This window comes from Vibrio sp. 10N.286.51.E5, from assembly GCF_041469125.1.
In the GTDB taxonomy this organism is placed as follows: Bacteria; Pseudomonadota; Gammaproteobacteria; order Enterobacterales; family Vibrionaceae; genus Vibrio; species Vibrio crassostreae_C.
On sequence record NZ_JBFRJZ010000004.1, the window covers coordinates 94,541 to 120,371 of the forward strand.

19 protein-coding genes are annotated in these 25,831 nt (G+C 45.3%); 6 read left to right on the forward strand and 13 right to left on the reverse strand.

What is annotated here, in order from left to right:
• Positions 1–19: 19 nt before the first annotated feature.
• Positions 20–1,657 (forward strand): eicosapentaenoate synthase subunit PfaD, encoded by a 1,638-nt coding sequence (gene pfaD / locus AB4161_RS00775; RefSeq protein ID WP_372082551.1) that lies wholly within the window; start codon positions 20–22, stop codon positions 1,655–1,657.
• Between the two features lie 97 nt (positions 1,658–1,754).
• Here pfaD and hflX read toward each other — a convergent pair whose 3' ends face one another.
• The 10 genes from hflX to prmB form a co-directional block, all read right to left on the reverse strand.
• The gene (hflX, locus tag AB4161_RS00780) at positions 1,755–3,122 is read right to left on the reverse strand and encodes a GTPase HflX (protein ID WP_372082553.1); all 1,368 of its coding nucleotides are present in this window, start codon (positions 3,120–3,122) and stop codon (positions 1,755–1,757) included.
• 293 nt (positions 3,123–3,415) lie between these two features.
• The gene (locus AB4161_RS00785; RefSeq protein ID WP_372082555.1) at positions 3,416–4,528 is read right to left on the reverse strand and encodes an ABC transporter ATP-binding protein; all 1,113 of its coding nucleotides are present in this window, start codon (positions 4,526–4,528) and stop codon (positions 3,416–3,418) included.
• 6 nt (positions 4,529–4,534) lie between these two features.
• Positions 4,535–5,392: a carbohydrate ABC transporter permease gene (locus tag AB4161_RS00790; protein WP_372082557.1), complete on the reverse strand. Its 858-nt coding sequence runs from the start codon at positions 5,390–5,392 to the stop codon at positions 4,535–4,537.
• The gene (locus AB4161_RS00795) at positions 5,389–6,327 is read right to left on the reverse strand and encodes a carbohydrate ABC transporter permease (protein ID WP_017060634.1); all 939 of its coding nucleotides are present in this window, start codon (positions 6,325–6,327) and stop codon (positions 5,389–5,391) included. The genes AB4161_RS00790 and AB4161_RS00795 overlap by 4 nt, the downstream gene beginning before the upstream one ends.
• A 181-nt stretch (positions 6,328–6,508) precedes the next feature.
• Entirely contained in the window at positions 6,509–7,756 is a 1,248-nt protein-coding gene (locus AB4161_RS00800) for an ABC transporter substrate-binding protein (protein WP_004736057.1), read from the reverse strand.
• 111 nt (positions 7,757–7,867) lie between these two features.
• On the reverse strand, positions 7,868–9,313 hold the full coding sequence (locus AB4161_RS00805; protein WP_017076787.1) for an ATP-binding protein: 1,446 nt from the start codon (positions 9,311–9,313) through the stop codon (positions 7,868–7,870).
• A 72-nt stretch (positions 9,314–9,385) separates the two neighbouring features.
• Positions 9,386–10,114: a response regulator gene (locus AB4161_RS00810; RefSeq protein WP_102491838.1), complete on the reverse strand. Its 729-nt coding sequence runs from the start codon at positions 10,112–10,114 to the stop codon at positions 9,386–9,388.
• Positions 10,115–10,273: 159 nt separating this feature from the next.
• On the reverse strand, positions 10,274–11,731 hold the full coding sequence (locus AB4161_RS00815) for a protein adenylyltransferase SelO (RefSeq protein ID WP_372082559.1): 1,458 nt from the start codon (positions 11,729–11,731) through the stop codon (positions 10,274–10,276).
• Between the two features lie 535 nt (positions 11,732–12,266).
• Positions 12,267–12,908 carry a LysE family translocator gene (locus AB4161_RS00820; protein WP_372082561.1) on the reverse strand — a complete coding sequence of 214 codons (642 nt, stop codon included), beginning with the start codon at positions 12,906–12,908 and terminating at the stop codon, positions 12,267–12,269.
• Positions 12,909–13,161: 253 nt separating this feature from the next.
• Entirely contained in the window at positions 13,162–14,094 is a 933-nt protein-coding gene (gene prmB / locus AB4161_RS00825) for a 50S ribosomal protein L3 N(5)-glutamine methyltransferase (RefSeq protein ID WP_017060640.1), read from the reverse strand.
• A 62-nt stretch (positions 14,095–14,156) separates the two neighbouring features.
• On the opposite strand from prmB, the gene smrB reads away from it, so the two are divergent.
• Positions 14,157–14,687 (forward strand): endonuclease SmrB, encoded by a 531-nt coding sequence (gene smrB, locus AB4161_RS00830; RefSeq protein WP_017064096.1) that lies wholly within the window; start codon positions 14,157–14,159, stop codon positions 14,685–14,687.
• A 111-nt stretch (positions 14,688–14,798) separates the two neighbouring features.
• Here the strand turns inward: smrB and sixA are convergent, their stop codons facing one another.
• A complete protein-coding gene (gene sixA / locus AB4161_RS00835; protein WP_017064097.1) occupies positions 14,799–15,263 on the reverse strand; it encodes a phosphohistidine phosphatase SixA in 465 nt (154 codons plus the stop codon).
• Between the two features lie 305 nt (positions 15,264–15,568).
• On the opposite strand from sixA, the gene AB4161_RS00840 reads away from it, so the two are divergent.
• Positions 15,569–18,346 carry an insulinase family protein gene (locus tag AB4161_RS00840; RefSeq protein ID WP_372082562.1) on the forward strand — a complete coding sequence of 926 codons (2,778 nt, stop codon included), beginning with the start codon at positions 15,569–15,571 and terminating at the stop codon, positions 18,344–18,346.
• A 303-nt stretch (positions 18,347–18,649) separates the two neighbouring features.
• Here AB4161_RS00840 and fadJ read toward each other — a convergent pair whose 3' ends face one another.
• Positions 18,650–20,866, reverse strand: coding sequence for a fatty acid oxidation complex subunit alpha FadJ (gene fadJ, locus AB4161_RS00845; RefSeq protein WP_372082563.1), 2,217 nt, complete (start codon positions 20,864–20,866; stop codon positions 18,650–18,652).
• The gene (gene fadI / locus AB4161_RS00850) at positions 20,866–22,173 is read right to left on the reverse strand and encodes an acetyl-CoA C-acyltransferase FadI (protein ID WP_048607862.1); all 1,308 of its coding nucleotides are present in this window, start codon (positions 22,171–22,173) and stop codon (positions 20,866–20,868) included. Before fadI ends, fadJ begins: the two co-directional genes overlap by 1 nt.
• A gap of 552 nt (positions 22,174–22,725) precedes the next feature.
• On the opposite strand from fadI, the gene AB4161_RS00855 reads away from it, so the two are divergent.
• The 3 genes from AB4161_RS00855 (at position 22,726) to AB4161_RS00865 (ending at position 25,555) form a co-directional block, all read left to right on the forward strand.
• The gene (locus tag AB4161_RS00855) at positions 22,726–23,274 is read left to right on the forward strand and encodes a sigma-70 family RNA polymerase sigma factor (protein WP_017060646.1); all 549 of its coding nucleotides are present in this window, start codon (positions 22,726–22,728) and stop codon (positions 23,272–23,274) included.
• Entirely contained in the window at positions 23,267–23,995 is a 729-nt protein-coding gene (locus AB4161_RS00860; RefSeq protein ID WP_017060647.1) for a DUF3379 domain-containing protein, read from the forward strand. Before AB4161_RS00855 ends, AB4161_RS00860 begins: the two co-directional genes overlap by 8 nt.
• Positions 23,996–24,292: 297 nt before the next feature.
• Positions 24,293–25,555: an outer membrane protein transport protein gene (locus tag AB4161_RS00865; protein ID WP_372082565.1), complete on the forward strand. Its 1,263-nt coding sequence runs from the start codon at positions 24,293–24,295 to the stop codon at positions 25,553–25,555.
• Positions 25,556–25,831 lie beyond the last annotated feature (276 nt).

The following is a 25,831-nucleotide window of genomic DNA, read 5'->3' on the forward strand; positions in this document are numbered from 1 at the left end:
AACTAGGAAAGAAATAATTATGACAACTCAAACTACTATCAATAACGAAAAGCTATCTCCGTGGCCTTGGCAGATTGAAGAGAACACAACTCATTTTGATAGCGCGGCAATGTCGACCATCTTAAAAGACTTAAGCCTTGCTTGTTACGTAGTGAGCCACCCAGAAAAAGGCTTAGGCGTCAGCCAACAAGCTGAAATTACATCGGGTGATTCAGCAAGTGCAGCGAACAGCCAACCTGTTAGCGCATTTGCTCCTGCACTCGGTACACAAAGCTTGGGCGACGAAGAGTTTCGTCGCTGTCATGGCGTAAAATACGCGTACTACGCAGGCGCAATGGCCAACGGCATCTCATCTGAAGAGCTTGTAATTGCGCTTGGTCAGGCAGGCATTCTTTGTTCATTTGGCGCGGCAGGCTTAATCCCGTCTCGCGTTGAGCAAGCGCTCAACCGTATTCAAGCAGCGCTACCAAACGGCCCTTACGCGTTTAACCTGATTCACAGCCCAAGTGAACCTGCACTAGAGCGCGGCAGTGTAGAGCTGTTTTTGAAGCACAAAGTGAAAACGGTTGAGGCTTCAGCCTTCTTAGGTTTAACACCGCAAATTGTTCACTATCGTGCTGCTGGTCTAAGCCGTGATGCAAAAGGCGAAATCCAGATTGGCAACAAAGTTATTGCCAAGGTAAGCCGTACTGAAGTCGCGAGTAAATTCATGCAACCTGCTCCTGTGAAAATGCTGCAAGCTTTGGTTGATGACGGTCGAATCACAGCAGAACAGATGGAACTGGCACAGCTGGTTCCTATGGCTGATGACATTACCGCAGAAGCCGATTCTGGTGGTCACACCGATAACCGTCCACTGGTTACCCTACTGCCAACGATTCTTGCGCTGAAAGAGCAAATCCAAGCTCAATATCAATTCAAAACACCGCTACGTGTCGGTTGTGGTGGTGGCGTAGGCACACCTGACGCTGCTCTAGCGACGTTTAACATGGGTGCGGCATACATTGTTACCGGCTCTATCAACCAAGCGTGTGTTGAGGCTGGCGCGAGCGAACACACTCGTAAGCTGCTTTCGACAACCGAAATGGCTGACGTGACTATGGCTCCGGCGGCAGACATGTTCGAAATGGGCGTGAAACTGCAGGTGGTTAAGCGCGGCACTTTATTCCCAATGCGTGCCAACAAACTATATGAGCTATACACACGTTACGACTCGATTGAGGCAATTCCAGTAGAAGAACGCCTGAAGCTAGAGAAGCAAGTATTCCGTTCAACACTGGATGACATTTGGGCGGGAACTGTGGCGCACTTTAACGAGCGCGACCCTAAACAGATCGAACGTGCTGAAGGCAACCCAAAGCGCAAGATGGCGTTGATCTTCCGTTGGTACTTAGGGCTTTCTAGCCGCTGGTCAAACACAGGTGAACAAGGTCGTGAAATGGATTACCAAGTATGGGCTGGCCCGGCACTTGGCGCATTCAACGCATGGGCAAAAGACAGCTACCTAGATGATTACCAACAGCGTAATGCGGTCGACCTTGCTAAGCACCTGATGCACGGTGCGGCTTACTTAGCACGTGTTAACCTGCTGACTTCGCAAGGTATCAAGCTTGACCCAGAACTAGCACGTTGGAAGCCGACGCAAAGAATGGCATAGGCATTTCAATACAGCGTTAATTAAGCTCAACGAATAAAAAAAGCGACCTTAACGGGTCGCTTTTCTTTTGGTCATTTTTCTTAAGCTAGCTAAAAGATTAAGACTTCTGCATACGCTTTTTCAGTCGCGCTAAATCAATGGCGCTTGAACGAACCGTTAATTTGATGTGTTCGTAGTCGTACTCTTCTTTAACCACACTCATATTTGAGCGAATCTCACCGATGATGCCTTGTCCAGAATAAGGGATCGTGATCTCTTCTTCGATCATGCCTTGTTCAGCAACACCAACGATGTACTTGTGCAGCTTCGTAATATCTAGCGGATCACGAGTCGACGTTAGCATCGCATCTGGGAATTCTTCGATCAGCTCTAATTGCTGTTCTTCAGTCAATCTATCGCACTTATTCAGCACTAATAGTTTTTCGCTACCTTCAACGCCCACTTGTGCTAATACGTCGTGTACGACATCAAGCTGAGCTCGGAACGAAACGTCAGAAGCATCAACCACATACAAAAGCAGTGAAGCATCATGCGCTTCTGCTAGCGTTGAGTGGAATGAAGCAACCAGATCGTGTGGCAGTTTCTTGATGAAACCCACGGTATCTGACACTAAGATACGCGGCTGAGTGATCGGCTGAAGTGCACGAACCGTGGTATCTAAGGTCGCGAATAGCTTATCTTCACCGCTCACTTCGGTTGCGGTCATTGCACGCATCATCGAAGACTTACCGGCATTGGTGTAGCCAACTAAAGCAACAGTGAAAAGCTCCGCGCGCCTTGTGCGTCGGGTCTTCATTTCATCTTGTACGCTTACTAGCTCACGCTTAAGCGCAGCAATTTGGTCACGTACGTTACGACGATCTAGCTCTAGTGATGTTTCACCTGCGCCCTGACCCATTTGACGCTCTTTATCACCCTCAGCCGTTTCACGAAGTCGTGGCACTAAGTAGTTTAGACGAGCGATATCAACTTGCAGACGAGCAGTACGAGTACGAGCGTGACGGCTGAAGATTTCGATGATGATGCCAGTACGGTCAAATACCTCGACACCCAAGTGCGCTTCTACATTACGCAGTTGAGATGGGCTCAAATCACAGTCGAATACCACTACGTCAGCAGTACCAAACTCCACATCTTCAGATGGAAGATCATCAAAATCTAATTCATCGATACTAGCGCGAAAATCAAAAGATTCATCGATAAAATCTTCATCTTCTGCTTCTTCAATCGAACCTTGGTAACCGGTGAGGTGTGCAATTTCTGCAAGCTTACCTGCGCCCAACACGTTTTGTCGTTGTGTTGAACTGTGGTGTTGCGATTGCGTACCGACTACTTTAAACCCTAGGGTTGTCACTAAGCGAGCAAGTTCGGCAAGAGACTCTTTTGCTTCGTCACCTTTAAAATCCGGTGTCGTAATAGAAATAAGTAAAGCGTTATTCGCCGCTGGTTTTGCTGTTAGTTTCATGTTTTATTCTGTCTATGCACCAAAGTGCAACCTAGTATTTGATCTAAAGTAGTGTGATCCTACGCGTTTCTACGTCAGCTTTATAGAGCTAAGGGATACTAAATCACGATATTATTGCAGTAGAAGCATATATATCGTTTATCCCTCTGTTTTTATAAGGAATAAAAAGCAAGTATAGACAACGAAAAAGGCAGCATCACATTACTTATGACTAGTTGGTGATACTACCTTTGATTTAGACATGAACTTTGATTGTTAAACTAACTCAGCAACTAGAAGTTAGAAGTTAGAAGTTAGAAATCGATTCTCGCTTCGGTTTGAGCATCGAAAAATACCGCCTTTGATAAGTCAAAATGAAGCGGTGCCATTTGCCCAACGGACACTTCAAATTCTGGCGATAAACGACACGCGACTTCTTGGTCGTTCACTTTAACCATCGCAATAGTATCTGGCCCTGTCGGTTCCAATACCTCTAGCTGTAAGTCTAGCTTTGTAGAGGCAGAAACATCGTCACCCTGCTGCTCGGTAATGTGCTCAGGACGCAGCCCAATCACCAACTCTTTGCCGTCTTGGTCACGCATACTTTGTGGCAAACGAATGTGGTGTTCTTGCTCCGCCGTGCCAGTTACTTTGATGATCGGATTCTGTTCCTCATCCAAATCCACCATGGTCTTAATGAAGTTCATGGAGGGTGAGCCCATAAAACCCGCCACGAACATATTGTTTGGCTTGGTATAAATCTCTTGCGGTGTGCTTAACTGCTGCAGTTCACCGTCTTTCATTACTGCGATGCGATCAGCGAGTGTCATAGCTTCAATCTGATCATGGGTTACATAAACAATCGTGGTATTCAGCTTCTGGTGCAGACGCTTTATCTGATGACGCATCTCAACACGCAACTTGGCATCCAAGTTTGAAAGCGGCTCATCAAATAGATACAGCTTAGGACGACGAGCTAGAGCGCGTCCCATCGCGACACGTTGACGCTGACCACCAGAAAGTTGCGATGGTTTACGATCAAGCAACTGTTCGATTTGCAGCATTTCAGCCACTCGATTTACCTCTGCATCAATATCTTGCTGCGGCATCTTGCGGATCTTCAAACCGAAAGCGATATTGCCGCGTACCGTCATGTTTGGATAAAGCGCGTACGACTGGAATACCATCGCGATATCGCGATCTTTAGGTTCAACCTGCGCCACGTCAACACCATCAATCACGATTTCACCCGAGCTAATATTTTCTAGCCCAGCAATGGTGTTCATTAGGGTGGATTTTCCACACCCCGAAGGGCCGACAAGTATCAAGAACTCCCCCGAATCGATACTGATGTCGATGCCCTTTAACGTTTCGTTGTCCGCGTTGCGATAGGTTTTACGGATCTGTTTTAAATCTAATGTTGCCATGGGTAATTATCCTTTTACTGATCCTGCCGTTAGGCCACGAACAAAATATTTTCCTGCGAAGACATACACCAACAGCGTTGGCAGCGCGGCGATGATCGCGGCAGCCATATCAACGTTGTATTCTTTAACGCCCGTGCTGGTGTTGACTAAGTTATTTAATGCTACGGTGATTGGCTGAGTCTCTGAGCCGGAATACACCACCCCGAACAAGAAATCGTTCCAGATTGCGGTGAACTGCCAGATCACCGTCACCATGATGATAGGCGTAGAGATCGGTAATAAGATCTTGAAGAAAATGGTAAAGAAGCCTGCACCATCCAGTTTTGCTGCTTTGATCAATTCATCCGGAATCGAGATGTAGAAGTTACGGAAAAACAGAGTTGTAAACGCCATGCCGTAGATAACGTGCACAATCACCAAGCCGATGGTTGTGTTCGCTAGCCCCATCTTGCCGAGCATGATTGCCATTGGTAGTAGCACCACTTGGAACGGAATGAAGCAACCAAACAACAGTAAGCTGAAGAACAGATTCGAGCCTCGGAATTGCCATTTCGTCACTACATAACCATTGAATGCACCGAGCAATGTTGAAATCGCAACCGCAGGAATCACCATTTGGAACGAGTTCCAGAAGTAGCCTTTGATGCCTTCACATTTCACGCCCGTACAGGCGGTGTCCCACGCTTTATACCAAGCATCAAACACCCACTCTTTCGGTAAGCTCATCAAGTTACCTGCCTTGATGTCTGGCAGAGTTTTGAATGAGGTCAGCGCCATGACAAACAATGGCATTAGATACACCAAGCAGAAGAAAAGCAGTGCTGAATAAATAAAGATTCGAGCAAAATTGATGTTATTCATCATGACTTTTTCTCCCTAAGTTCAGAGTAAAGATAAGGCACGAGAATCGCTAAGATACCAGCAAGCATCATCATGGCACTGGCAGCACCAAGGCCGATTTGTCCACGCGTAAATGAGTGTGCGTACATGAATAGCGCAGGAAGATCCGATGAATAACCTGGGCCACCCGCTGTCATCGCGGTCACAAGGTCGAAACTCTTAATCGCAATGTGTGAGGTGATGATCACCGCGCTGAAAACCACAGGGCGCAAGCAAGGTAGAATGATTTTGAGATAGATAGTGGGTAAGCTTGCCCCATCAATTTGAGCGGCTTTGATGATTGAAGAATCAATGCCACGAAGGCCGGCTAAGAACATCGCCATCACGAAGCCTGACGACTGCCAAAGTGCCGCGATAACCAAGGTATAGACCGACATTTCAGAGTCGACTAACCAATCGAATTTGAAGTCGGTAAAGCCCCAATCTTGCATCAGTTTTTCAATGCCAAGACCCGGATTGAGAATCCATTTCCAAGCGGTACCCGTCACGATGAATGACAAGGCCATTGGGTATAAATAAATGGTACGAATCGCGCCTTCTTGACGGATGTTCTGGTCAAGCAATACCGCCAAACCCACACCCAACAAGATAGCAATCGCCATGAACAGAAAACCAAACACACCGAGGTTGGTGATTGAGGTGATCCAGCGATCGTTGTCCATCAGCTTTTCATATTGAGCTAAACCAACAAAGTTGAAGCTCGGTAAAAATCGAGAATTCGTAAACGACAGCGCCGCCGTCCAGAATATATAGCCGTAGATACACACCACGGTCACTAACGCGGTCGGCGCCAGTACAATCTTGGGTAACCAATGTTGCAACCTGTCAGCAAAGCTAGGCTTGGGCGCAGGCTGGCTCCTTGTGGGTTTTGGAGTCGACTCAGTCAAAACATGCTCCATAACTTATCCTTGTTGCACAATCGAGCCAATGGCTTACCTTTCGGCACCACATCAGCATCACGCATATTAGAATTGGGAGTGAAGAGCAGATAGGCTCCCTACGAGCCTACCCACCCTGGGGGTTCGATAAAGCAACACAACCCGTCACTCACGTGCGTTGTGTGTCGCTTATCAAGTTAGATTAGATAGCCGCTTTCACTGCTTTTGCTAACTTAGCTGCCGCTTGTTTCGGATCGGCATCTTTCTCATTGAAGAAGTTGGTCACTACGTCATAGATAGCGCCTTGAGCGTAGCTTGTTGTCGCTAGGCCGTGAGCCATACTCGGAACAAGATCGCCCGATTCAGCACTCGCTTTGAAGGTTGCCATTGAGTCCAACGCACATTGGTCAAACTTAGACATGTCCATATCTAGACGTACAGGGATAGAACCTTTGTTAAGGTTGAAGACTTCTTGGAAGTCTTTAGTAAGAATGGTTTTCGCTAGATCTTGCTGCGCTTTTTGGTTTTCTTTGTCACTTAACTCAAAGAACGCAAAGCTATCGATATTGAAGGTAAATTGGCCGTCAGTACCTGGAGCTGGTGCACAGATGTAATCTTTACCCGGCACTTTGCCTGCCGCAGTAAATTCACCTTTCGCCCAATCACCCATGATTTGCATCGCTGCTTCACCATTGATAACCATTGAAGTTGCGACGTTCCAATCACGACCTGGAGAGTTGCTGTCGATGTAGTCACGCATCTTCTTGAACTTGGTGAACACTTCCACCATCTTGTCGCCCGATAATACGTCCATATCAAGATCAACGAACGCTTTGTTGTAATCTTCACTGCCTAGTACATCGAGAGCCACCGCTTCGAATACGGTTGCGTCTTGCCAAGGTTGACCACCGTGAGCCAATGGAATGAAGCCAGCTGCTTTAATCTTGTCTGCAGCAACAAAAAACTCATCTAACGTAGTTGGAACCGTAACGCCTGATTTTTCTAAAACAACAGGGTTAGCCCAAAGCCAGTTAACACGGTGAACGTTGACAGGAACTGCCACATATTCGCCATCCCACTTCATGACCTTAGTCACCACCTCTGGCAGTAACTCATCCCATTGTTCTTGTTTCGCAGTCGCATCGAGAGACGTCAGAAAACCTAAACCACCCCACTCTTGAATATCATGACCTTTAATCTGCGCGGCAGATGGAGGATTGCCCGATACTGCTCGAGTTTTCAAAACAGTCATCGCACTTTCACCGCCGCCACCAGCAACAGCAAAATCTTTCCAAGTATGGCCTTGTTCTTCAATCATCTCTTTCAGTACCGCTGCGGATTTCGCTTCGCCACCGGCAGTCCACCAGTGAAGCACTTCCACTTCACCAGCTTGAGAAAATGTTGAGGCAGCAAGAAGAGATAGAGTAAGTAGGGTTTTATTGATTTTCATTATTATCTTCCATGTTTTAGCGGACTCGACGTCCGGTTCAATAAAGAGTCTACTTATTCTGATTGATAAGATTGAAACAAAAGGTAAGCCCTATGTAACACAATTGTTACATTACACTTCTAAGCCTGTGGGGATATAGACTTTGGCTTCTAAGCCGCCTTGAGAGGAGTTGCGAATAATGAGATCTCCGCCGTGTCCGTGCAGGATATTTCGGCAGATCCCGAGGCCAAGTCCGTGTCCTTGGTCGTCGGTTGCAAGCCTAAAGTAGGGTTCAAAGACCATCTCTAGCTTGTCTTCTGGGATACCATTGCCACGGTCTTGAATAGTCACGACCACCCAAAGCTCATCACCACTAACTTCCACTACGGCAGATGAACCATACTTAACTGCGTTGTCGATTAAGTTGGTCAGTACACGCTTAATCGCCAGTGGTTTCGCGACCAATGGCTCAATGACAACCGGTTCGAACTCAACTTTTGTCTGATACTGGTTATGAGATTCAATCACAGAGAGCACCATTTCATTGAGGTCAATAATGGCATTATTCTCGTGTAGATCGGTGTCTCTTACCGCTTGCAAAGCACCTTTGACCATCATCTCGAGCTCATCGAGATCTTTATTGAATTTGTCTTTCTTTACTTCACTCTCCAACAACTCTGCACGCAATCTTAGACGTGTTATTGGTGTCTTTAAGTCATGGGAGATCGCAGAAAAAAGGTGCTCTCGGTCGGCAACATAGCGACGAATCCGTTGCTGCATGCGATTAAAGGCTCGGGTTGCGGTGACCAGTTCAGTCGCCCCTTCTTCTTTCAGTTGGGGTTGCTGAATGTCCATGCTCATCTCATTAGCGGCTCTTGCTAACTTTTTAAGAGGGCGTACTTGGCGACGAATCATCAAGTAAGTCAAAACCAAAAGAATAAGTGTTGAGGAAACTAAGAAGATCACCTGCTCTCTGCCAAGAATCGTATCGTCGAGTTTCACATATGGAGCAGGCAACAATGCCGCAATGTATACCCATTCGTGACTGGTCAATTCGATTTGTACAACCAGAATAGGTGGATTCAGCGGTTCTAACGTTAAAGTATGATGTGCCCAAGATCGCGGGAGATCGCTCAAATAGATGTCATTTTTGAGCAAGCGAAGGTGTTCAGGACGAGAAAAATCAACCCGTACTGACGCCACTTTATTGAGTTTGCTACTCAAAACACTTTCTATCGCTTCAATCGAGGCGGTTTTTAAGCGGGTATCGGGGATCGGTTCGACAATCAAAGCCTCTTTATTGAAAGAAACGAAGAAACGCGTTCCCCCCATATTGCGGATTTGATCCAGCACGATATGACGATATTTGACGGGTAGAGATTGGAAAAAAGTCACCGTTGAAGCAAACATGTTCGCCATGCTCGACGAAGCAGAACGAATCCCTTCCAGCTCTTTGTGTTTTGATTCGCTATACCATATCGACGTTGCGATACCTTGAGCTATCACCACGGCTAACAGCGTCAACAATAAGGTTCTTGCGACTAACGAATTTGGTTTCAACCAACTCATCCAGTTCATACGAGATATTTCATCCGGAATACTTCATTGGAAATACTTTATTAGCATTACTTCATTAACAGTAGGTCATGCTTAGTGTTCATACTGAACCGGCACAGCAAGAATGTAGCCATTACCGCGCATAGTTTTGATGTAGTGAGGGTATTTACCACTGTCGCCCAGCCGACTTCTCAGGCGACTAAGCTGCACATCAATACCACGTTCAAAAGGCAGCGCTTCACGGCCTCTAGTAGCGAAAGAGATGGTGTCACGGTCGAGAACTTCATTAGGACGAGTCAAGAACAGCATTAACAAAGAAAAGTCACTGCCCGACAAATCCATTTCATCTGAGTTTTCATTGTGAGAAATTCTATGCGCGAGTGTATCGAGCGTCCAATCACCAAAAACAATCTGCTTTGGCAGTGCATCACTTGGCTTGTCATCCACTACTTGAACACGTCGTAATAACGCTTTGATACGAGCCATTAATTGGCGCGGACTAAATGGCTTGGCAATGTAATCATCGGCACCAATTTCTAAACCAATAATTTGATCGGTTTCATCCGATACCGCTGTCAGCATGATGATTGGCACATTGGATTGCTTTCGAACTCGCTGACACAAGGTAAAACCATCGTCACCGGGGAGCATAACATCGAGCAGAATCAGATCTGGATAACCTTGGCTTTGCAGGTGGGTTTCTAATTCAACACCGTCTCCAACAGAAGAGACATCGAAACCCGATTTTGTGAGGTACTCTTCCAGCAGCTCGCGGATTTCTTGATCATCATCCACCACGAGAATTCGAGTATTTGTTGGCATCGCCCAAACCTATTAAATTTACAACTTATTCACATAGTGTATAGGCTGGCCGATTATTTGATTATTGACATGTTTGTAAAGTTAGAAGAACGAACAGATAAAGATCACAACTTAATGACCTCTATCTGAATCTTTAGGGCTTAATCCGCTATTGGTTGGTTATGAGGAGCAGCTGATCTCCATGGCTTTGCCCCACTCAGGCGGCAGCGCGGCAAGGTGTTCGTAGTCAGGGTGTTCCGCATAAGGGTCTGCCAACACCACCATTAACGCATCAATATCACTGCTATCACCACGCTCGGCTTTATCTATCGCTAGTTGAGCAAGGTAGTTTCTGAGGATGTATTTCGGGTTCACTTGGCGCATCTTTTCGCAGCGCTCTGCCACTGAACTTTCTTCTAATTCGCAGCGTTGTAAGTAGTTATCCATCCATAGCTTTGCTGCATCGCGGTCGATAACCAAATCAATCACTTCCTGTGGCGGCAAGGTATCCAAGTTCGATAGCGTTCTAAAGAATCTTGGGTAGTCGACTTTGTTTTGCGACATAAGCTCGAACAACGATTCAAACAAACGACTGTCACCTTCTTGTTTCGAAAGCAGCCCCAACTTACGACGCATCATCTGACTGAAATAACCATTCATTTGTGGTTCGTATTGTTCGAGTGCAGCCTCAAGATCGGCTTTATCCACCAGCGGCGAAAGTGAGTGAGCCAGTGCCGATAGGTTCCACAATCCAATTCTAGGCTGTTGATTGAAAGCATAACGACCTTGGTAATCCGAGTGATTACAGATCAATCTTGGGTCATATTCATCAAGGAACGCGAACGGACCATAATCGAAAGTTTGCCCGATGATCGACATGTTATCGGTGTTCATCACGCCATGAGCAAAACCATTCGCTTGCCACAACGCAATCATCTCCGCGGTACGGTCAACAATCTGATTAAACATAGCAGCGTAGGGTTTCTCTTCATCGAGACACTCAGGGAAGTGCCATTCAATGACTTTATCGGCCAGCAACTTATGCTCAGCCAACTGATTGGTATAAAACAGATGTTCAAAGTGACCGAAACGGATGTGTGATTCGGCAGCACGCACCAACAATGCGCCCCACTCTTGCTTCTCTCGATATACCGGTGTGTCGCTGGTCATAATAGCCAACGCGCGAGTGGTTGGGATATTGAGCCCTGCCATCGCTTCGCTACATAAGTACTCACGAACGGTTGATCGAATAACAGCGCGTCCATCGCCCATACGTGAATAGGGCGTTTTACCGGCACCTTTAAGGTGTAAATCGAACGTTTCGCCACTTTTCGCGACAATTTGAGCTAATAACAGCCCTCTTCCATCACCTAAATCCGGGTTATAAGAACCAAACTGGTGGCCTGCGTATTTCATTGCTACAGGCGAAAACTGCTCAGGTTCAACATTGCCAGATAACGTTTCAAGCAATTCCTCGGAAGCATCATCAAATGACAAAAAACCGAGTTCATCCGCAAGCTTATGATTCCATGCGAGCCATTGGACATTGCTGAGCGGTGTAGGTTGAATTGGGGTATAGAACAGTCGAGGTAATGCAGTAAATCGATTGTTAAATGAAATAGAATCCCAGACAGACATGAGAGATACACTGTAGATAAAAGATAACTTAAGATTATCACAGTTTCGTAACAACTTCAGAAGTGCGATGGCGCTTGTTTATAGAGGTAAGGTGATAAACCATTCCACAAGAAGAAAGTGGTGACTAGGAGTAAATTACTGGGGGATGCTTGCTAGAAGAAGATGACTAAGAAAAAGTTAAGTGGCTAGCCTGATGAGAAAAGCCACATTTATAAGAGAAAGAGTTCTGACTTTGAAGACTTTTTAACAAGTGATTTCATAATAAAAACTAAAACTATAGAGCCATGAAGCTGACTACATTAGAGCAAGAATACCTACTAGAGAAAGGGTAGAGAAAATCCAAGTACGACTGATTACGCCAAAGTTACTGTGTTGAATCATTTCTTGATGCTGCATATGTCTCTCCTTGAGAACGTGATGGTGTAACTACAATATATCGGCTTTTCGCCAAAAGCAGCAAGCACATTAATATTAACCTTTTATGACAGCATCAAGAATATTCTGTAACCATTCACCTCTCTGATAAAACAGAAAGTTATGCTCGACTGGTCGTCGAAAGCAGTGCGCCAGCCCCAATAAAGACACCTCCAGTGACACGATTAAAGACCTTGGCTCGACCTTTCGCAAACAACCAATTTGACGACTTCGCCCCCAAGTAGGCATACACCAATAACCAAGACAATTCCATCACTGCGAAGGTAAAAGCAAACACGGTAAACTGTGATAATAGCGCAATTGAGGGATCAATAAACTGTGGGAAAAGTGCAGTAAAAAACAAGATAGCTTTGGGGTTACTCGCGCCAACAATAAAGCCACTTAAGTAATGCTGCGCAGCGCTTTCTTTGACAGATTGAGCACCGCCTTGTTGATCCGATAACTTGTCATAATCTTGTTGGCTAGAGCGCAGAGACTTCCAACCGAGGAAGATCAGATAAGCTGCACCAGTCCATTTTATGACATTAAATACCACTTCAGACGAAGCAATAATTACCCCTAGCCCGGTAAACGATAAAGTTAAAATACCAGTAATCGCAGTTAAGCTCCCCAAGGCAGTAAATATCGATAATTTAAAGCCAGATTGCACACCTTTGGTCATGCACAATAAAGAACTTGGGCCTGGTGATGCCGTTAAAATTAGCACCGCTAATAAATAATAAATCCATGTATCAAAGCTCATCGTGAATCCTCCTTAACTCACTAAAACGACTAAATATTAAACACCAATATGTAATAAGCCCTCATATTAATCAACTAAATATTGCGCTTAACGTCTTCGATATAAATGCAAACATCTTTAATCTAGGCAATAAAAAACGCCATGCATTGCTGCATGGCGTTTAAATAAAAACGTTTCAAATCGAACGTCTTACTAGATGTCAGGTTCTAAGCTTACAGCCCTAAGATAGGGGCACTAACCTAATAATTGAAACCTAGTCTTTGTAGATAGAGAACTCATCAGCGCAAGCAACAAGCTGCTCACGAGTGATCATGAATACGCCATGACCACCGTTAGAGAATTCAATCCAAGTGAATGGAATCTCTGGGTACTGATCCATCATATGAACCATTGAGTTACCAACTTCACAGATAAGAATACCGTCGTCAGTTAGGTAGTCTGGTGCATTAGCTAAGATGCGACGAACCAATTTCAGACCGTCTGTACCCGCTGCTAGGCCAAGTTCTGGCTCGTGAGTAAACTCATCTGGCAGGCTGTTCATATCTTCTTCGTCCACGTAAGGTGGGTTAGATACGATCAGGTTGTATTTCTCTTTTGGCAAATCACGGAAAAGATCTGAACGGATTGGGAACACTTGCTGCTCCATGCCGTGATCTTGAACGTTCTGCTCTGCAACTTGCAATGCGTCAGTAGAGATATCAATCGCATCTACTTCAGCGTCTGGGAATGCGTGAGCACAAGCAATAGCGATACAACCACTACCCGTACACATATCCATGATGCGAGTTGGCTCTTCAGTTAACCAAGGTTGGAATTGAGCTTCGATCAGCTCACCAATTGGAGAACGAGGCACAAGAACGCGCTCATCAACGAAGAACTCAAGACCACAGAACCAAGCTTTGTTGGTTAGGTAAGCCGTTGGTGTACGATCATTAATACGCTTGATTACGCGCTCAACAATACGTAGACGTTCGCTGCTCGTTAGACGAGAGTTCATCACATGCGAAGGAACATCAATCGGCAGATAAAGAGTAGGTAAGATAAGTTGTACTGCCTCATCCCACGCGTTATCAGTGCCGTGACCATAAAATAGGCCCGCTGCGTTAAAGCGGCTAACAGTCCAACGAATCACATCTTGAAGCGTGTGTAGTTCTGATACCGCTTCTTCTACAAAAATCTTATCCAAAATTGTCTCCGAAAAGCGCTACAATACTGCTAATTACGTTTCTAATTAGAATTCATAACCTGATGAGCAAAAAAGACACCGACTTCGATGACGATTTCGCCCTGTTCAACGATGCAGTAAAGGGCGTTAAAAAGTTGCAACAGGATACCATAGTCCAGCAGCCAAAAAGAAATGCCAAGCAAAAAGAAATTACTCGAACGGCAAGACAAGCCAGTGATAGCGAGTTTTATTTCTCGGATGAGTTCATTCCGCATCTTAGCGAAGACGGTCCGACGCGTTATGCGCGTGATGATGTCTCTAAATATGAGGTCAAGCGCCTCCGTCGTGGTGTCTACGTGCCTGACGTGTATCTCGATATGCATGGTATGACTCAACAAGAAGCCAAACGTGAGCTTGGCGCGATGATTGCGCACTGCGTGAAAGAGAGCGTGGCGTGTGCCTGTGTTCAACACGGTATCGGTAAACACATCCTTAAACAGAAGGTGCCTTTGTGGTTAGCACAGCACCCAGACGTGATGGCTTTCCACCAAGCACCGTTAGAGTTTGGCGGCAATGGCGCGCTGTTAGTCTTGCTTTCGGTTCCTGAGAAGTAATTCTGGTTAACAAACTCTCTCTCACCAAAAAACAACAAAGGGCATCCCAATCATATTGAGATGCCCTTTCTAATTGTCTGCAACTTTGTCATCAAACAGAGCTCAACGAGCTTATGGATTGATGTTCCAAAGCAACTCACCTTTTTGTGTCTCAAGGTTGAAGTCGATACACGCTAGGCCCGAAGTGGGAAACATAGGCGGCGCCATGCCTGTTGCAAACTCTGCAGTTAGGTAGCCAACTAGAGGTAAATGAGAAACAAATAAAATGGTCTCTAGTTTTTCTACTTCAGCCATTGCTAAGGTCAAATCAAACACATCGTCGGACATTCCATAAGGCGTAATATCATCACAGGTTTCTACTTTCTTTCCAGAAAACGCCTGAGAGATCTCTAACCACGTTTCTTGTGCCCTTAAATATGGGCTCACCAGCACTTTATCGAATTGACTAATCCCCTGCTCATTTGCAGCTTGTGCCACGGCAAGAGAAGCCATTTTCCCGCGCTTGGTCAACGCTCTTTCTGCATCCGAGTTGGCAAAATGTTCTGCTTCACCGTGGCGCATAATGAATATTTTCATGTTCAATCCTGTCTTCGTAACATGTCGAAAGTCGATATATCCCATATATCAGCGAAACGCTACTTAGGTTTGGCTCTCAATCCAGAGAAACCGCAGTCAATATAAATAATTATATCAAGTCACTTGCTAAAGAGTTCGACTTTCTTAACAATCTTGTTAAAAGAAAATAAATTACTGATAAAAATCGATAAAAGTGATTTAGAAATCACCAAAAAGCACTTCATATCCCAAAATATGATCACAAGGTTTGCACGCCGAATCATCGGGTACATAATTTAAAAACCACCTTCTCTGGAGATGCTCCTGTGCACTTAAGCCCAAATGATGAACATCAATACCGCTACATAACCTTAAATAACGGGTTACGTGTACTGTTAGTTCAAGATCAAAATGCTCAAAAAGCAGCAGCCGCATTAGCCGTCAATGTGGGGCATTTTGATGACCCTACAGACCGAGAGGGTTTAGCTCACTACTTAGAGCATATGCTATTTTTAGGAACTGAAAAGTATCCAAAGGTCGGAGAGTTCCAAAGTTTTATCAGCCAACATGGCGGCAGCAACAATGCTTGGACAGGAACAGAACATACCTGCTTCTTTTTTGATGTTGAATTGAATGCCTTTGAAACCGCACTCGATCGCTTCAGCCAATTTTTTACCGCTCCGCTGTTCAACGAAGAAGCATTAGATAAAGAACGCCAAGCCGTTGATTCCGAATACAAGATGAAACTCAACGACGATTCGCGACGCTTGTACCAAGTTACCAAAGAACTGGTGAATCACAATCACCCATTCTCGAAGTTTTCTGTCGGTAATATCGATACGTTGGGCGACAGAAACGGCGAGACGATTCGACAAGAGATCTTAGCTTTCCACCAGCAACAATACTCTGCTGACTTAATGACGCTGACATTGTCTAGCAATCAATCTTTAGATGAAATGCAAAACTGGGTTGAGGATCGCTTTAGCTCGATCACCAATCACAACCTACAAGGCAAGAAGGTTGAAGTACCAATTGTTGGCGAGTTAAGCACCGGCGTTCAAGTCCGCGTTGAGCCAATTAAAGAAGTTCGCAAACTGATCTTAACCTTCCCTATGCCAAGCATGGACGAGCACTATGGCGTTAAACCATTGTCGTTCTTTGCCCACCTTTTAGGTTACGAAGGTGAAGGCAGTTTGATGATGCAACTTAAAGAGAAAGGTTGGATAACATCCCTCTCTGCGGGTGGTGGCGCGAGTGGCAGTAACTACCGTGATTTCACAGTCAGTTGCTCATTGACCATAGAAGGTTTAACCAAAACCGATAACATCATCCAAGCTATATTTCAGTACATCAAGTTAGTCGAACAACAAGGCATAGAAGAGTGGCGCTACCTAGAAAAACGCGCCGTTTTAGAGTCTGCTTTCCGCTTTCAAGAGCCAGCAAGACCGCTTGATGTGGTCAGCCACCTTGTTATCAACATGCAGCACTACCAAGAGCAAGATGTGGTGTATGGCGATTACAAAATGTCGCATTTCGATGACGAATTACAGCGTGCTTTGCTGCCTTACTTAACCGTCGACAACATGCGGGCAACCATTGTTGCTCAGGGATTCGAGTATGACAGGGAAGCGAAGTGGTACTTTACGCCCTACTCGGTCACACCTTTTAGCGCTGAACAAGTTCAATGCTTTACGTGCATTAACCCCGGTTGGCAGTTTGAACTCCCAAGCAAAAACCCATTTATTTGCTACGATCTAGACCCGACTGAACTCGAAGGTGACGCTAAGTTCCCACAACTGTTAGAAGAGCTCGATGGCTTTAAGCTATGGCATCTGCAAGACCATCAATTCCGGGTGCCAAAAGGTGTGGTGTATGTTGCTATCGATAGCCCGCACTCAGTCGCTAGCCCAAGAAATATCGTTAAAACACGCTTGTGCGTAGAGATGTTCTTAGACTCACTCGAAAAAGATACGTATCAGGCTGAAATCGCCGGAATGGGCTACAACATGTACACCCATCAGGGCGGTGTAACGCTCACTCTGTCCGGGTTTAGCGAGAAACAGCCACAACTGCTCAATATGATTCTTGAACGTTTCCAAGCACGTGACTTTAGTCCAACACGCTTCGAAACCATCAAGCATCAATTGCTCAGAAACTGGAACAACGCGTCGCAAGATCGCCCTATTTCGCAGTTGTTTAATGCAATGACTGGGATACTTCAACCAAATAACCCGCCTTATTCCGTGTTAATTGAAGCCCTAGAAACGATAGAGGTCGATGAGCTCTCCTCTTTTGTTCAAGCAATCTTGGCGGAACTTCATGTTGAGATGTTTGTGTATGGCGACTGGAAAAAAGCCGATGCACACAAGATGGCTGAAACGCTAAAAGATGCACTGCGTGTTCAAGATCAGGCTTACGAAGAATCACTGCGTCCGCTCATCATGCTCGGTGAAAACGGCAGCTTCCAACGTGAAGTGGTGTGTAACCAAGATGATTCAGCAATTGTGGTTTATTACCAATGCCCTGATATTTCACCTAAAAATATCGCGCTGTATTCATTGGCAAACCATTTGATGTCGGCCACTTTCTTCCATGAGATACGAACCAAGCAGCAGCTAGGTTACATGGTCGGTACTGGCAATATGCCGCTCAACCGACACCCTGGTATTGTGTTGTATGTGCAATCACCGAATGCAGCCCCTGCTGACTTGTTAGCCTCGATAGATGAGTTCCTCAATGCCTTTTACATGGTGCTGTTAGAGCTTAACGACTATCAATGGCACAGCAGTAAGCGCGGCCTATGGAATCAGATTTCGACACCAGATACGACTTTGCGAGGGCGTGCTCAGCGCTTATGGGTTGCGATAGGCAATAAGGATGTTGAGTTCAACCAAAGAGAGCGCGTATTAGAAGACCTTAAAGGGTTAACTCGCTCTGACATGATGCGTTTTGTGGTCAGTCAGCTAAAACCACGCACGGCAAATCGCCTGATTATGCATGCTCACGGTAATGCTCATAATGAGGAAGAGAAGCTGTCAGCAGGTGTTGAAATTGGCTCTATTGATGAGTTTCAGTTACGCCCGAAAGATACTGAGCTAGGCTGATAAAGCTGGAATGAAAATCATAAGGTTGATGTGAAAGCATCAACCTTTTTTATTGGATGCAGCCCAAAAGCAGATCTCCTATTACGCTCCTTCGTCGCTTTAGGAGATGACGGTAGTTTTGATTGACGTGTGTTTGACCACCTTTCTAATCAACGCAATAACTTACTTTTTATCTCTCAATCCTCATTCCCGAGAAGGAGGAACGACTGAGTCGGGAATCTCATTCCTTTCACACTCGTTCATAAAACAGAAAAGCCCGCATCAATTGCTTGATACGGGCTTCTTAATCAATGAGTTAGAGAGTTACTTGTAGAAAGACTCACCCAATCCAGCACGTGTCAGTAGGCCATCACATGGCGCGAAACGATCACCGTACTTCTTAGCGAAATCGTTCATCATCTCAACCAGTGACTTAATGCCGATTTGATCCATATAACGGAACGGACCACCTAGGAATGGCGGGAAACCGATACCGAAAATCGCACCGATATCACCATCACGAGGGCTGCGGATAATGCCGTCGTCTAGACAACGAACCGCTTCGTTTAGCATAGGTAACACACAGCGCATCGCGATATCGTTATCGCTCAACTTAGGATCTGGTTGCAGCTTAAGCAGCTTGTAAACTGACTTATCCACTTCCTTCTTCTTGCCTTTGTAAGTGTAGAAACCTTTACCACTCTTGCGGCCTTTACGATTGTCATTCAAAAGAATATCGAACACATCAGGACCTTGGAAACGATCGCCAAGCTCATTCACTAAAATCGGAATGATCTTCGCACCGATATCAACACCCACCTCATCTAATAAAGTGATAGGACCAACCGGGAAACCGAAGTCCAATAACGTGCTGTCGAGCTTTTCAATCGGCTCGTTCGCTAGCAGTAAATGCGCTGCTTCGTTCATGTACGGAGCAAGAATACGGTTCACATAAAAACCAGCCGTGTCTTTCACAACAATCGGCGTTTTACCTTGCTTCTTCGCTAATGCAACAACCGTAGAAATCGTCTCTTCTGACGTAGTTTCATGAGGGATAACTTCTACTAGCGGCATTTTTTCGGCTGGGCTGAAGTAGTGAAGACCGACCACGTTTTCTGGTCGCTGCGCCTTCTCCGCAATCTTATGGATCGGCAATGAAGACGTATTCGTCGCGAAAATAGTCTCTGGCTTGGCATTGGCTTCGATGTCCGCAACCATTGACTGCTTAAGGTCGAGGTCTTCAAATACCGCTTCAATCACCACATCGGTGTGATTCAAGCTCGTAAAATCGATACCACCAGACAGTTGAAGCATCTTACTTTCAAGGCCCGCTCGGCTCAGAATGCGACGCTTACGCTGCTTATCGAACAACTTGAAGTTGTAGTTAAGCGCGTTCAGTACACCTTCATTTGATACGTCTTTAATGCGTACAGGCACTTTCGCCTTAGCAACACTGACATGGCTGATGCCTGCGCCCATAAGACCACCGCCTAGCACACCAACACGCTTAACCGCTTTGGGTTCTGCGTCTGCGCCGTGTTCTTTTTTCATTTCCGTGGTTGCAAAGAAAATCGAACGAAGGGCTTTAGACTCTGAAGTCATAACCAGTTCTGAGAAACGCTTCGCTTCATACTGAAGACCTTTATCAAAGCCGTTCTCAAGGCCATAACGAATCACGTCTAAAATCGCATCCGCTGCTGGGTAATTGCCGCGTGTTTTCTGATTGGTCTTCTTAGAAGCTTGTTCAAAAATCACTTTACGACCAAGGCCGTTACGTGAAATCAGCTTTTCTTTGGTCGACGCTTGGCTTTTCGACGCAAGGCGCTTACCTTTTTTACTGCCCGTATTCTTTTCAACAAAGCTTTTAGCGACTTCAAGCAGGATAGTTTCAGGCACACAAGCATCGACAACACCGAGCGATTTCGCTTTCTTAGCGCGCAGTTGCTTACCCGTAAGGATTAGGTCAAGAGATGGCAGCAAACCAATAAGGCGAGGTAGACGCTGTGTACCGCCAGAGCCTGGTAACAGACCTAACTGTACTTCTGGCAGACCAACGCGAGTCTTATCTGAATCGGTACATACACGGTAATCACACGCCAGTGCAAGCTCTAAACCACCACCTAAACATGGGCCGTGAATCGCTGCGACTACTGGGTACGGTAGTTCAGAAAGCGTTTGGAACATCTCCTGCCCTTGGCGAGCCAGAGACTGTGCTTCGTCAGCCGTTTTACACGCATCAAGCATTCTTACATCAGCACCAGCGATAAAGTTATCTGGCTTAAGAGAATGAACGATTAGGCCCTTAACTCGGCTTTGCTTTTCTTTGAGTTGCTCGAAGATGGCTTTCATTTCTTCAGCAAAAGCCGCTTGCAGCGTGTTCATTTTCTCGTTTGGTACATCAATCGCTAACCAAGCAATATCTTGCTCATCGATATTGAGAGTAAATGCTGTCGCTTTCTTTTTAGTTGATTCAGTCGCAGACGTTGAATCTGGTTGAGCGACTGTTTCGTTTTCTGTTGTTGCATCAAGAGTCGTAGACATTATTCTACCTCCAAGATCATTGCAGCACCTAAACCACCAGCCGCACAAGCTGTGTTCAGTGCCAAGCCGCCACCGCGACGTTTCAGTTCACGTAATGTTTGAGTCATCATGCGCGCGCCAGTCGCTGCAAACGGATGTCCGTAAGCAATCGAGCTACCCAGCACGTTGAACTTCTCCATATCAATCTCACCGATCGCTTTATCGCGGCCAAGATTCTTCTGTGCAAACTCATCGCTTGCGAACATTTTCACGTTAGCCAAAACTTGGGCAGCGAATGCTTCGTGCATTTCGATCAGTGTAAGGTCTGACAACTCTAAACCGGTGTTCTTTAATACTTGTGAGGTCGCGTAAGTCGGGCCCATCAGCATATCTGTTTCAACACCAATCGCTGAAAACGCATAACCACGAATATAACCAAGCACTTCTAAGCCTAGTTCTTTCGCTTTACCTTCGCGCATCAACATCACTGCTGCACCGCCATCGGTAAGAGGCGTAGCATTGGCTGCCGTTACACTGCCGTACTTTCTATCAAAAGCAGGACGCAGCTTAGCGTAACCTTCAACCGTTGAGTCGTGGCGAATGTTGTTGTCTTCCGCTAGATACTTTTTGTAAGGTGCCGGGAATGCCGTCATCACTTCGTCTTTAATCTTGCCTTCTTTCCATGCTTGAGAAGCCAAAGAATGAGAACGGTGAGCAAGTGCATCTTGAGCTTCGCGAGTAATACCATGCGTCTTCGCCATCTGCTCAGCCGTTTGTCCCATGGATAAACCGGTCGAGTACTCTGCAACTGCAGGTGGTACTGGCATCAAATCTTTTACGGAAAGCGTTTTAAGAATCTTCAGCTTTTGACCCATAGTTTTCGTTTTGCTCAGCGCTAATAGATTTGCCGCCAACTTTTTCGATACACCGATAGGCAATACAGAAGAAGAGTCCGCACCGCCCGCAATACCGACATCAATCGTGCCAGCCATAATGCTTTCGGTCACGTTGACTGCCGCTTGGAAGCTGGTCGCACATGCTCGTGTCACACTGTAGGCATCGGTATTGATGTCCATACCTGTGCCCAACACGATTTCACGCGCAATGTTCGGCGCTTCTGGCATTTGCACGACTTGGCCGAACACAACTTGTTCGATAAGCGCAGGATCAACATCCGTTCTTGCAAGCATTTCGCTCACAACCATTTTGCCTAGGTCAACCGCAGGCACTTGGCTAAATTCTGTGCTCTGACGAGCGAATGGGGTTCGTAATCCAGCGACAACGGCAACACGTTCTCCAGAACGCGTTTTGACTTCCTGTTTGCCCATGGTTTCTCCTTAAAGTTAAGAGGTCTGACCTGGAGCATTGTAAAGAAGTTGTTAATTAAATCAAACGAGCGTTTAAATAAACGTGATACGAGTATCTCACTGTTTGAAAATATAACTGCGCATTCAGGCGAACCTTTTTGGGGGAAAGGTTGCCGTAAGAGACTAAACTATTGTAAGCAAAGACTGTTATCGCTGTGTAGGGAATGGTTTTCTTGAGGCAAAAAAAAACCACACAAAGCTGTGTGGTCGGAATGTATATAAAGCAATTAACTTAGCGCCAATTGAAATAATCAGTTTCCTGATTAGGAGAAAGTAAAGTCAGCCTTCAAAAGGAAGTGTCGTCTTGCTCAACATGCTAGCCACGAATGACTAACTAGACGACAAGGTGTACTATAACGAGTTCGAGGCCTTAGATTTTGAAGTAGATCAATTTTAATGTAATTTTACGATTTCCTGCCGATCGTTAGCTCTAAAAATATAAAAACGAAGCACAAAGTATAGAGGACAGCTATACGCAGAGCAATTATGGAGGCTCGTGTGTCAATAATAAAAATGTTTGGAAAGAAAACAGCCAAGCGTCCGGTCAACTCTGATATGGACAAACAAAGAAAATACGAAGCACTTGTGCGCGCCTATCATCGTGACCTCTTTCGCTACGCCTATTGGTTATGCAAAGACAAAAGCATTGCCGAAGACTTAGTTCAAGAAACTTGCCTTCGTGCATGGAAGTCACTCGATAGCCTTCAAGATGAAAAAGCCGCCAAATCTTGGCTGATTACCATCTTGAGACGCGAGAACGCTCGACGTTTTGAACGCAAACAGTTTGATCTGGTTGATATCGACGATCACGGTAACGATGCTAGTGTCAGTGATGACCCGCACCATCAGCATCAGTGGTTGCAAGCCCAGATCATGAAACTTGAAATTGATTACCGTGAACCTCTCTTCTTGCAAGTGATTGGTGGTTTTAGTGGTGATGAGATTGCCGATATTCTCGATCTCAACAAAAACACGGTGATGACACGTTTATTCAGAGCTCGAAATCAGTTGAAAGAGCTGTTGGATACAGAAGAGGCAGAGAGGGGGCAACATAATGGATGATTTGGAATTTCGTCGTCGTGTATTGTCGGAACCTAAACAACGTACACAAGATATTGTTGATGCGACCGCGAATAGCGAAGCCAATAGTAACTTCTTAGACGATGTACTAGCGCTTGATAAACAGATCCACTCTGCGATGAATGTGGATGTGCCAGACGATCTTGCTGATCGTATTCTGTTCAATCAGACCTCAAGCGAAGAAAGCAAAGTAGTAAGGCCAACGTTTGCGAGACGAGCAATGGCAATGGCCGCCTCAGTAGCATTCGTTGCAGGTTTATTAGTTGGCCAAGTGAATTGGGGAAATGCATTCGTTTCACCTGCGCAAGCTAGTTTAGTTGATACAGCGATGAAGCATGTTGTTGATGAGAAGAGCTTTGTTAGTAGCATCGATGAACAGGTTACATCGCAGCAGATCAACGCAAAAATGAACCCATTTGCTTTTCAGTTTGATGACGCTTTCCCTTACCATGTTTATTACCTAAACCACTGTGGCTTTGGTAAATCCAACGCAGTACATATGGTCTTCCAAGGCGCAAAAGGCAAAGTAACACTGTTTTTAACCGGTATTCCAACAGACAAACCTATCGATTTTGATGAAAAAGGCATGTCCGGCTCGGTAACACCCGTAGATGGCAGCAGCTTAATCCTTGTGGGTGAAAATGGTGAGGATGTTTCCAAAATCGCCGAAAAGCTGACAAAAATGATCAAACCAATGAGCTGATTCGCTCTTAAAGCCCCGTCACATAAGGCCCAGCAATTATATTACTGATATTGCTGGGCTTTATTTATAAATAAATCACAAAACCATTCACACCATCAATACCTCTAGAGTTAAAACTCTAAAAAACAGCATTTCACACCATTTTCGTGCCAGATAGGCGTCATTTCCATAATTTTCCACTCAAAATTCCCAATGGTCGGATTTGTATATCGTATACTTGCGAATAGGATCAGCCACCATTGAGCAATTGCTCAAATTAATCGCCCTGTAGAGGCGGATATATAAAGGAATAAATGAATGACTACCAACAACACGCGTCTGTTTAAAAAGTCTCTTTTAGCAGTAACAATTACACTGGCGTCTTCGCAAGCGATGGCAGCAGGTTTCCAACTTAACGCACAATCAGCTACCGGTATCGGCCGTGCTTTCGCTGGTGACGCCGTAATCGCAGATAACGCGTCAGTAATGGCACGTAACCCTGCAGCAATGGCACTATTTGACAAAACTGAGCTATCTCTTGGTTTTGAAAGCATCACTTCTATGATTGAAGTTAAAGATGCTACTTATACTGGCTTTACGGGCGGTACTCACGATGCTAGCTATGACGACGCAGGTGGTACTTCTATTGCACCAAACATTCACCTAATCGTACCGATCAATGAAAAATTTGCTGTAGGCTTCAACGCTTATTCAAACTTTGGTACTAAAACTGAATTCAGCGATAGCTATGTAGGTGGTGAATACGGCGGATTAACAGATGTAAAAAGTGTTAACTTTGGCCTAGCTGGTTCGTACCGTTTAAACCAGCAATGGAGCTTTGGCGCTGGACTTGATCTAATTTACGGTAAAGGCGAGCTAAAACGAACAATGAGCTCAGAGTCAGGCACAGGCGGGATCCCGCTTCCTTTACCACAACCAGGGCAAACGGTCCTTGACGCTGAAGCCGATGGCTGGGCTTTAGGCTTTAACCTTGGTACTGTTTTCGAGTTAAATGAAAATAACCGTTTTGGTTTGGCTTACCACTACTCTCCGAAACTTGAAGCTGAAGGCGATATCAGCTACCAAGACACTGAATATAAAGATGATACTCTTCATATGCCTCTACCTGATATGGTTGAGTTCTCTGGTTTCCACAAGATTGAAGATACTAAATTCGCAGTTCATTACTCAGTGCAATGGATTGGTTGGAGCTCATTTGACAAGCTAGAAGCAGACAAAGCAGGTGTTCTAAACAATTACGAATGGCAGAATGGTATGCACTACTCTCTAGGTGGTACATATTACATGAATCGCGATTGGACACTTCGTGCCGGCTACATGTATGACACAAGTGCACAAGATGAAGTCACTTCGGTTTCAGTTCCAGATTCAGATCGCCAATGGTTCTCAGCTGGTTTCACATACCACATCAACGAAGCGTCAAACGTAGACTTTGGTTTCACATACTTAATGGGCGACGATGTTAAAGTTAATGAATCAACTTCTGTTGTTTCGTCAATTTCAGCAACAACTCGTGCAGATGCAATCCTAATGGGTCTACAGTACAGCCGTAGCTTCTAATAAAAGCTAGGTTATAAACCTCAAAGGGTCGCATAATGCGACCCTTTTTTATTGCCTAAACCACTGACCTACATCAATTTAAGCTTACAACTGTAGCCTGCAAGGTCAATATATGACTACAAGTGTACGCTCAAACTTCGCAACACAGCAGAAACATTTAGATTATTTCTCTAATAATTAAACACATTTACTCATTAAATCCCTAAAACACTGTTTTATTCGAATTTCATTTTTAAAGCAATGACTCTAAACGTAGAATCACGCCACTAAATACTT

Bases quoted from the DNA above. Each gene is read 5' to 3' on its own strand.
- AB4161_RS00865 (WP_372082565.1), top strand. From the start codon at position 24,293: ATGACTACCAACAACACGCGTCTGTTTAAAAAGTCTCTTTTAGCAGTA.
- fadJ (WP_372082563.1), bottom strand. From the start codon at position 20,866: ATGTCTACGACTCTTGATGCAACAACAGAAAACGAAACAGTCGCTCAA.
- AB4161_RS00860 (WP_017060647.1), top strand. From the start codon at position 23,267: ATGGATGATTTGGAATTTCGTCGTCGTGTATTGTCGGAACCTAAACAA.
- AB4161_RS00820 (WP_372082561.1), bottom strand. From the start codon at position 12,908: ATGAGCTTTGATACATGGATTTATTATTTATTAGCGGTGCTAATTTTA.
- smrB (WP_017064096.1), top strand. From the start codon at position 14,157: ATGAGCAAAAAAGACACCGACTTCGATGACGATTTCGCCCTGTTCAAC.
- hflX (WP_372082553.1), bottom strand. From the start codon at position 3,122: ATGAAACTAACAGCAAAACCAGCGGCGAATAACGCTTTACTTATTTCT.
- AB4161_RS00855 (WP_017060646.1), top strand. From the start codon at position 22,726: ATGTTTGGAAAGAAAACAGCCAAGCGTCCGGTCAACTCTGATATGGAC.
- AB4161_RS00785 (WP_372082555.1), bottom strand. From the start codon at position 4,528: ATGGCAACATTAGATTTAAAACAGATCCGTAAAACCTATCGCAACGCG.
- fadI (WP_048607862.1), bottom strand. From the start codon at position 22,173: ATGGGCAAACAGGAAGTCAAAACGCGTTCTGGAGAACGTGTTGCCGTT.
- AB4161_RS00790 (WP_372082557.1), bottom strand. From the start codon at position 5,392: ATGATGAATAACATCAATTTTGCTCGAATCTTTATTTATTCAGCACTG.
- pfaD (WP_372082551.1), top strand. From the start codon at position 20: ATGACAACTCAAACTACTATCAATAACGAAAAGCTATCTCCGTGGCCT.
- AB4161_RS00815 (WP_372082559.1), bottom strand. From the start codon at position 11,731: ATGTCTGTCTGGGATTCTATTTCATTTAACAATCGATTTACTGCATTA.
- sixA (WP_017064097.1), bottom strand. From the start codon at position 15,263: ATGAAAATATTCATTATGCGCCACGGTGAAGCAGAACATTTTGCCAAC.
- AB4161_RS00805 (WP_017076787.1), bottom strand. From the start codon at position 9,313: ATGAACTGGATGAGTTGGTTGAAACCAAATTCGTTAGTCGCAAGAACC.
- AB4161_RS00795 (WP_017060634.1), bottom strand. From the start codon at position 6,327: ATGGAGCATGTTTTGACTGAGTCGACTCCAAAACCCACAAGGAGCCAG.
- AB4161_RS00800 (WP_004736057.1), bottom strand. From the start codon at position 7,756: ATGAAAATCAATAAAACCCTACTTACTCTATCTCTTCTTGCTGCCTCA.
- AB4161_RS00810 (WP_102491838.1), bottom strand. From the start codon at position 10,114: ATGCCAACAAATACTCGAATTCTCGTGGTGGATGATGATCAAGAAATC.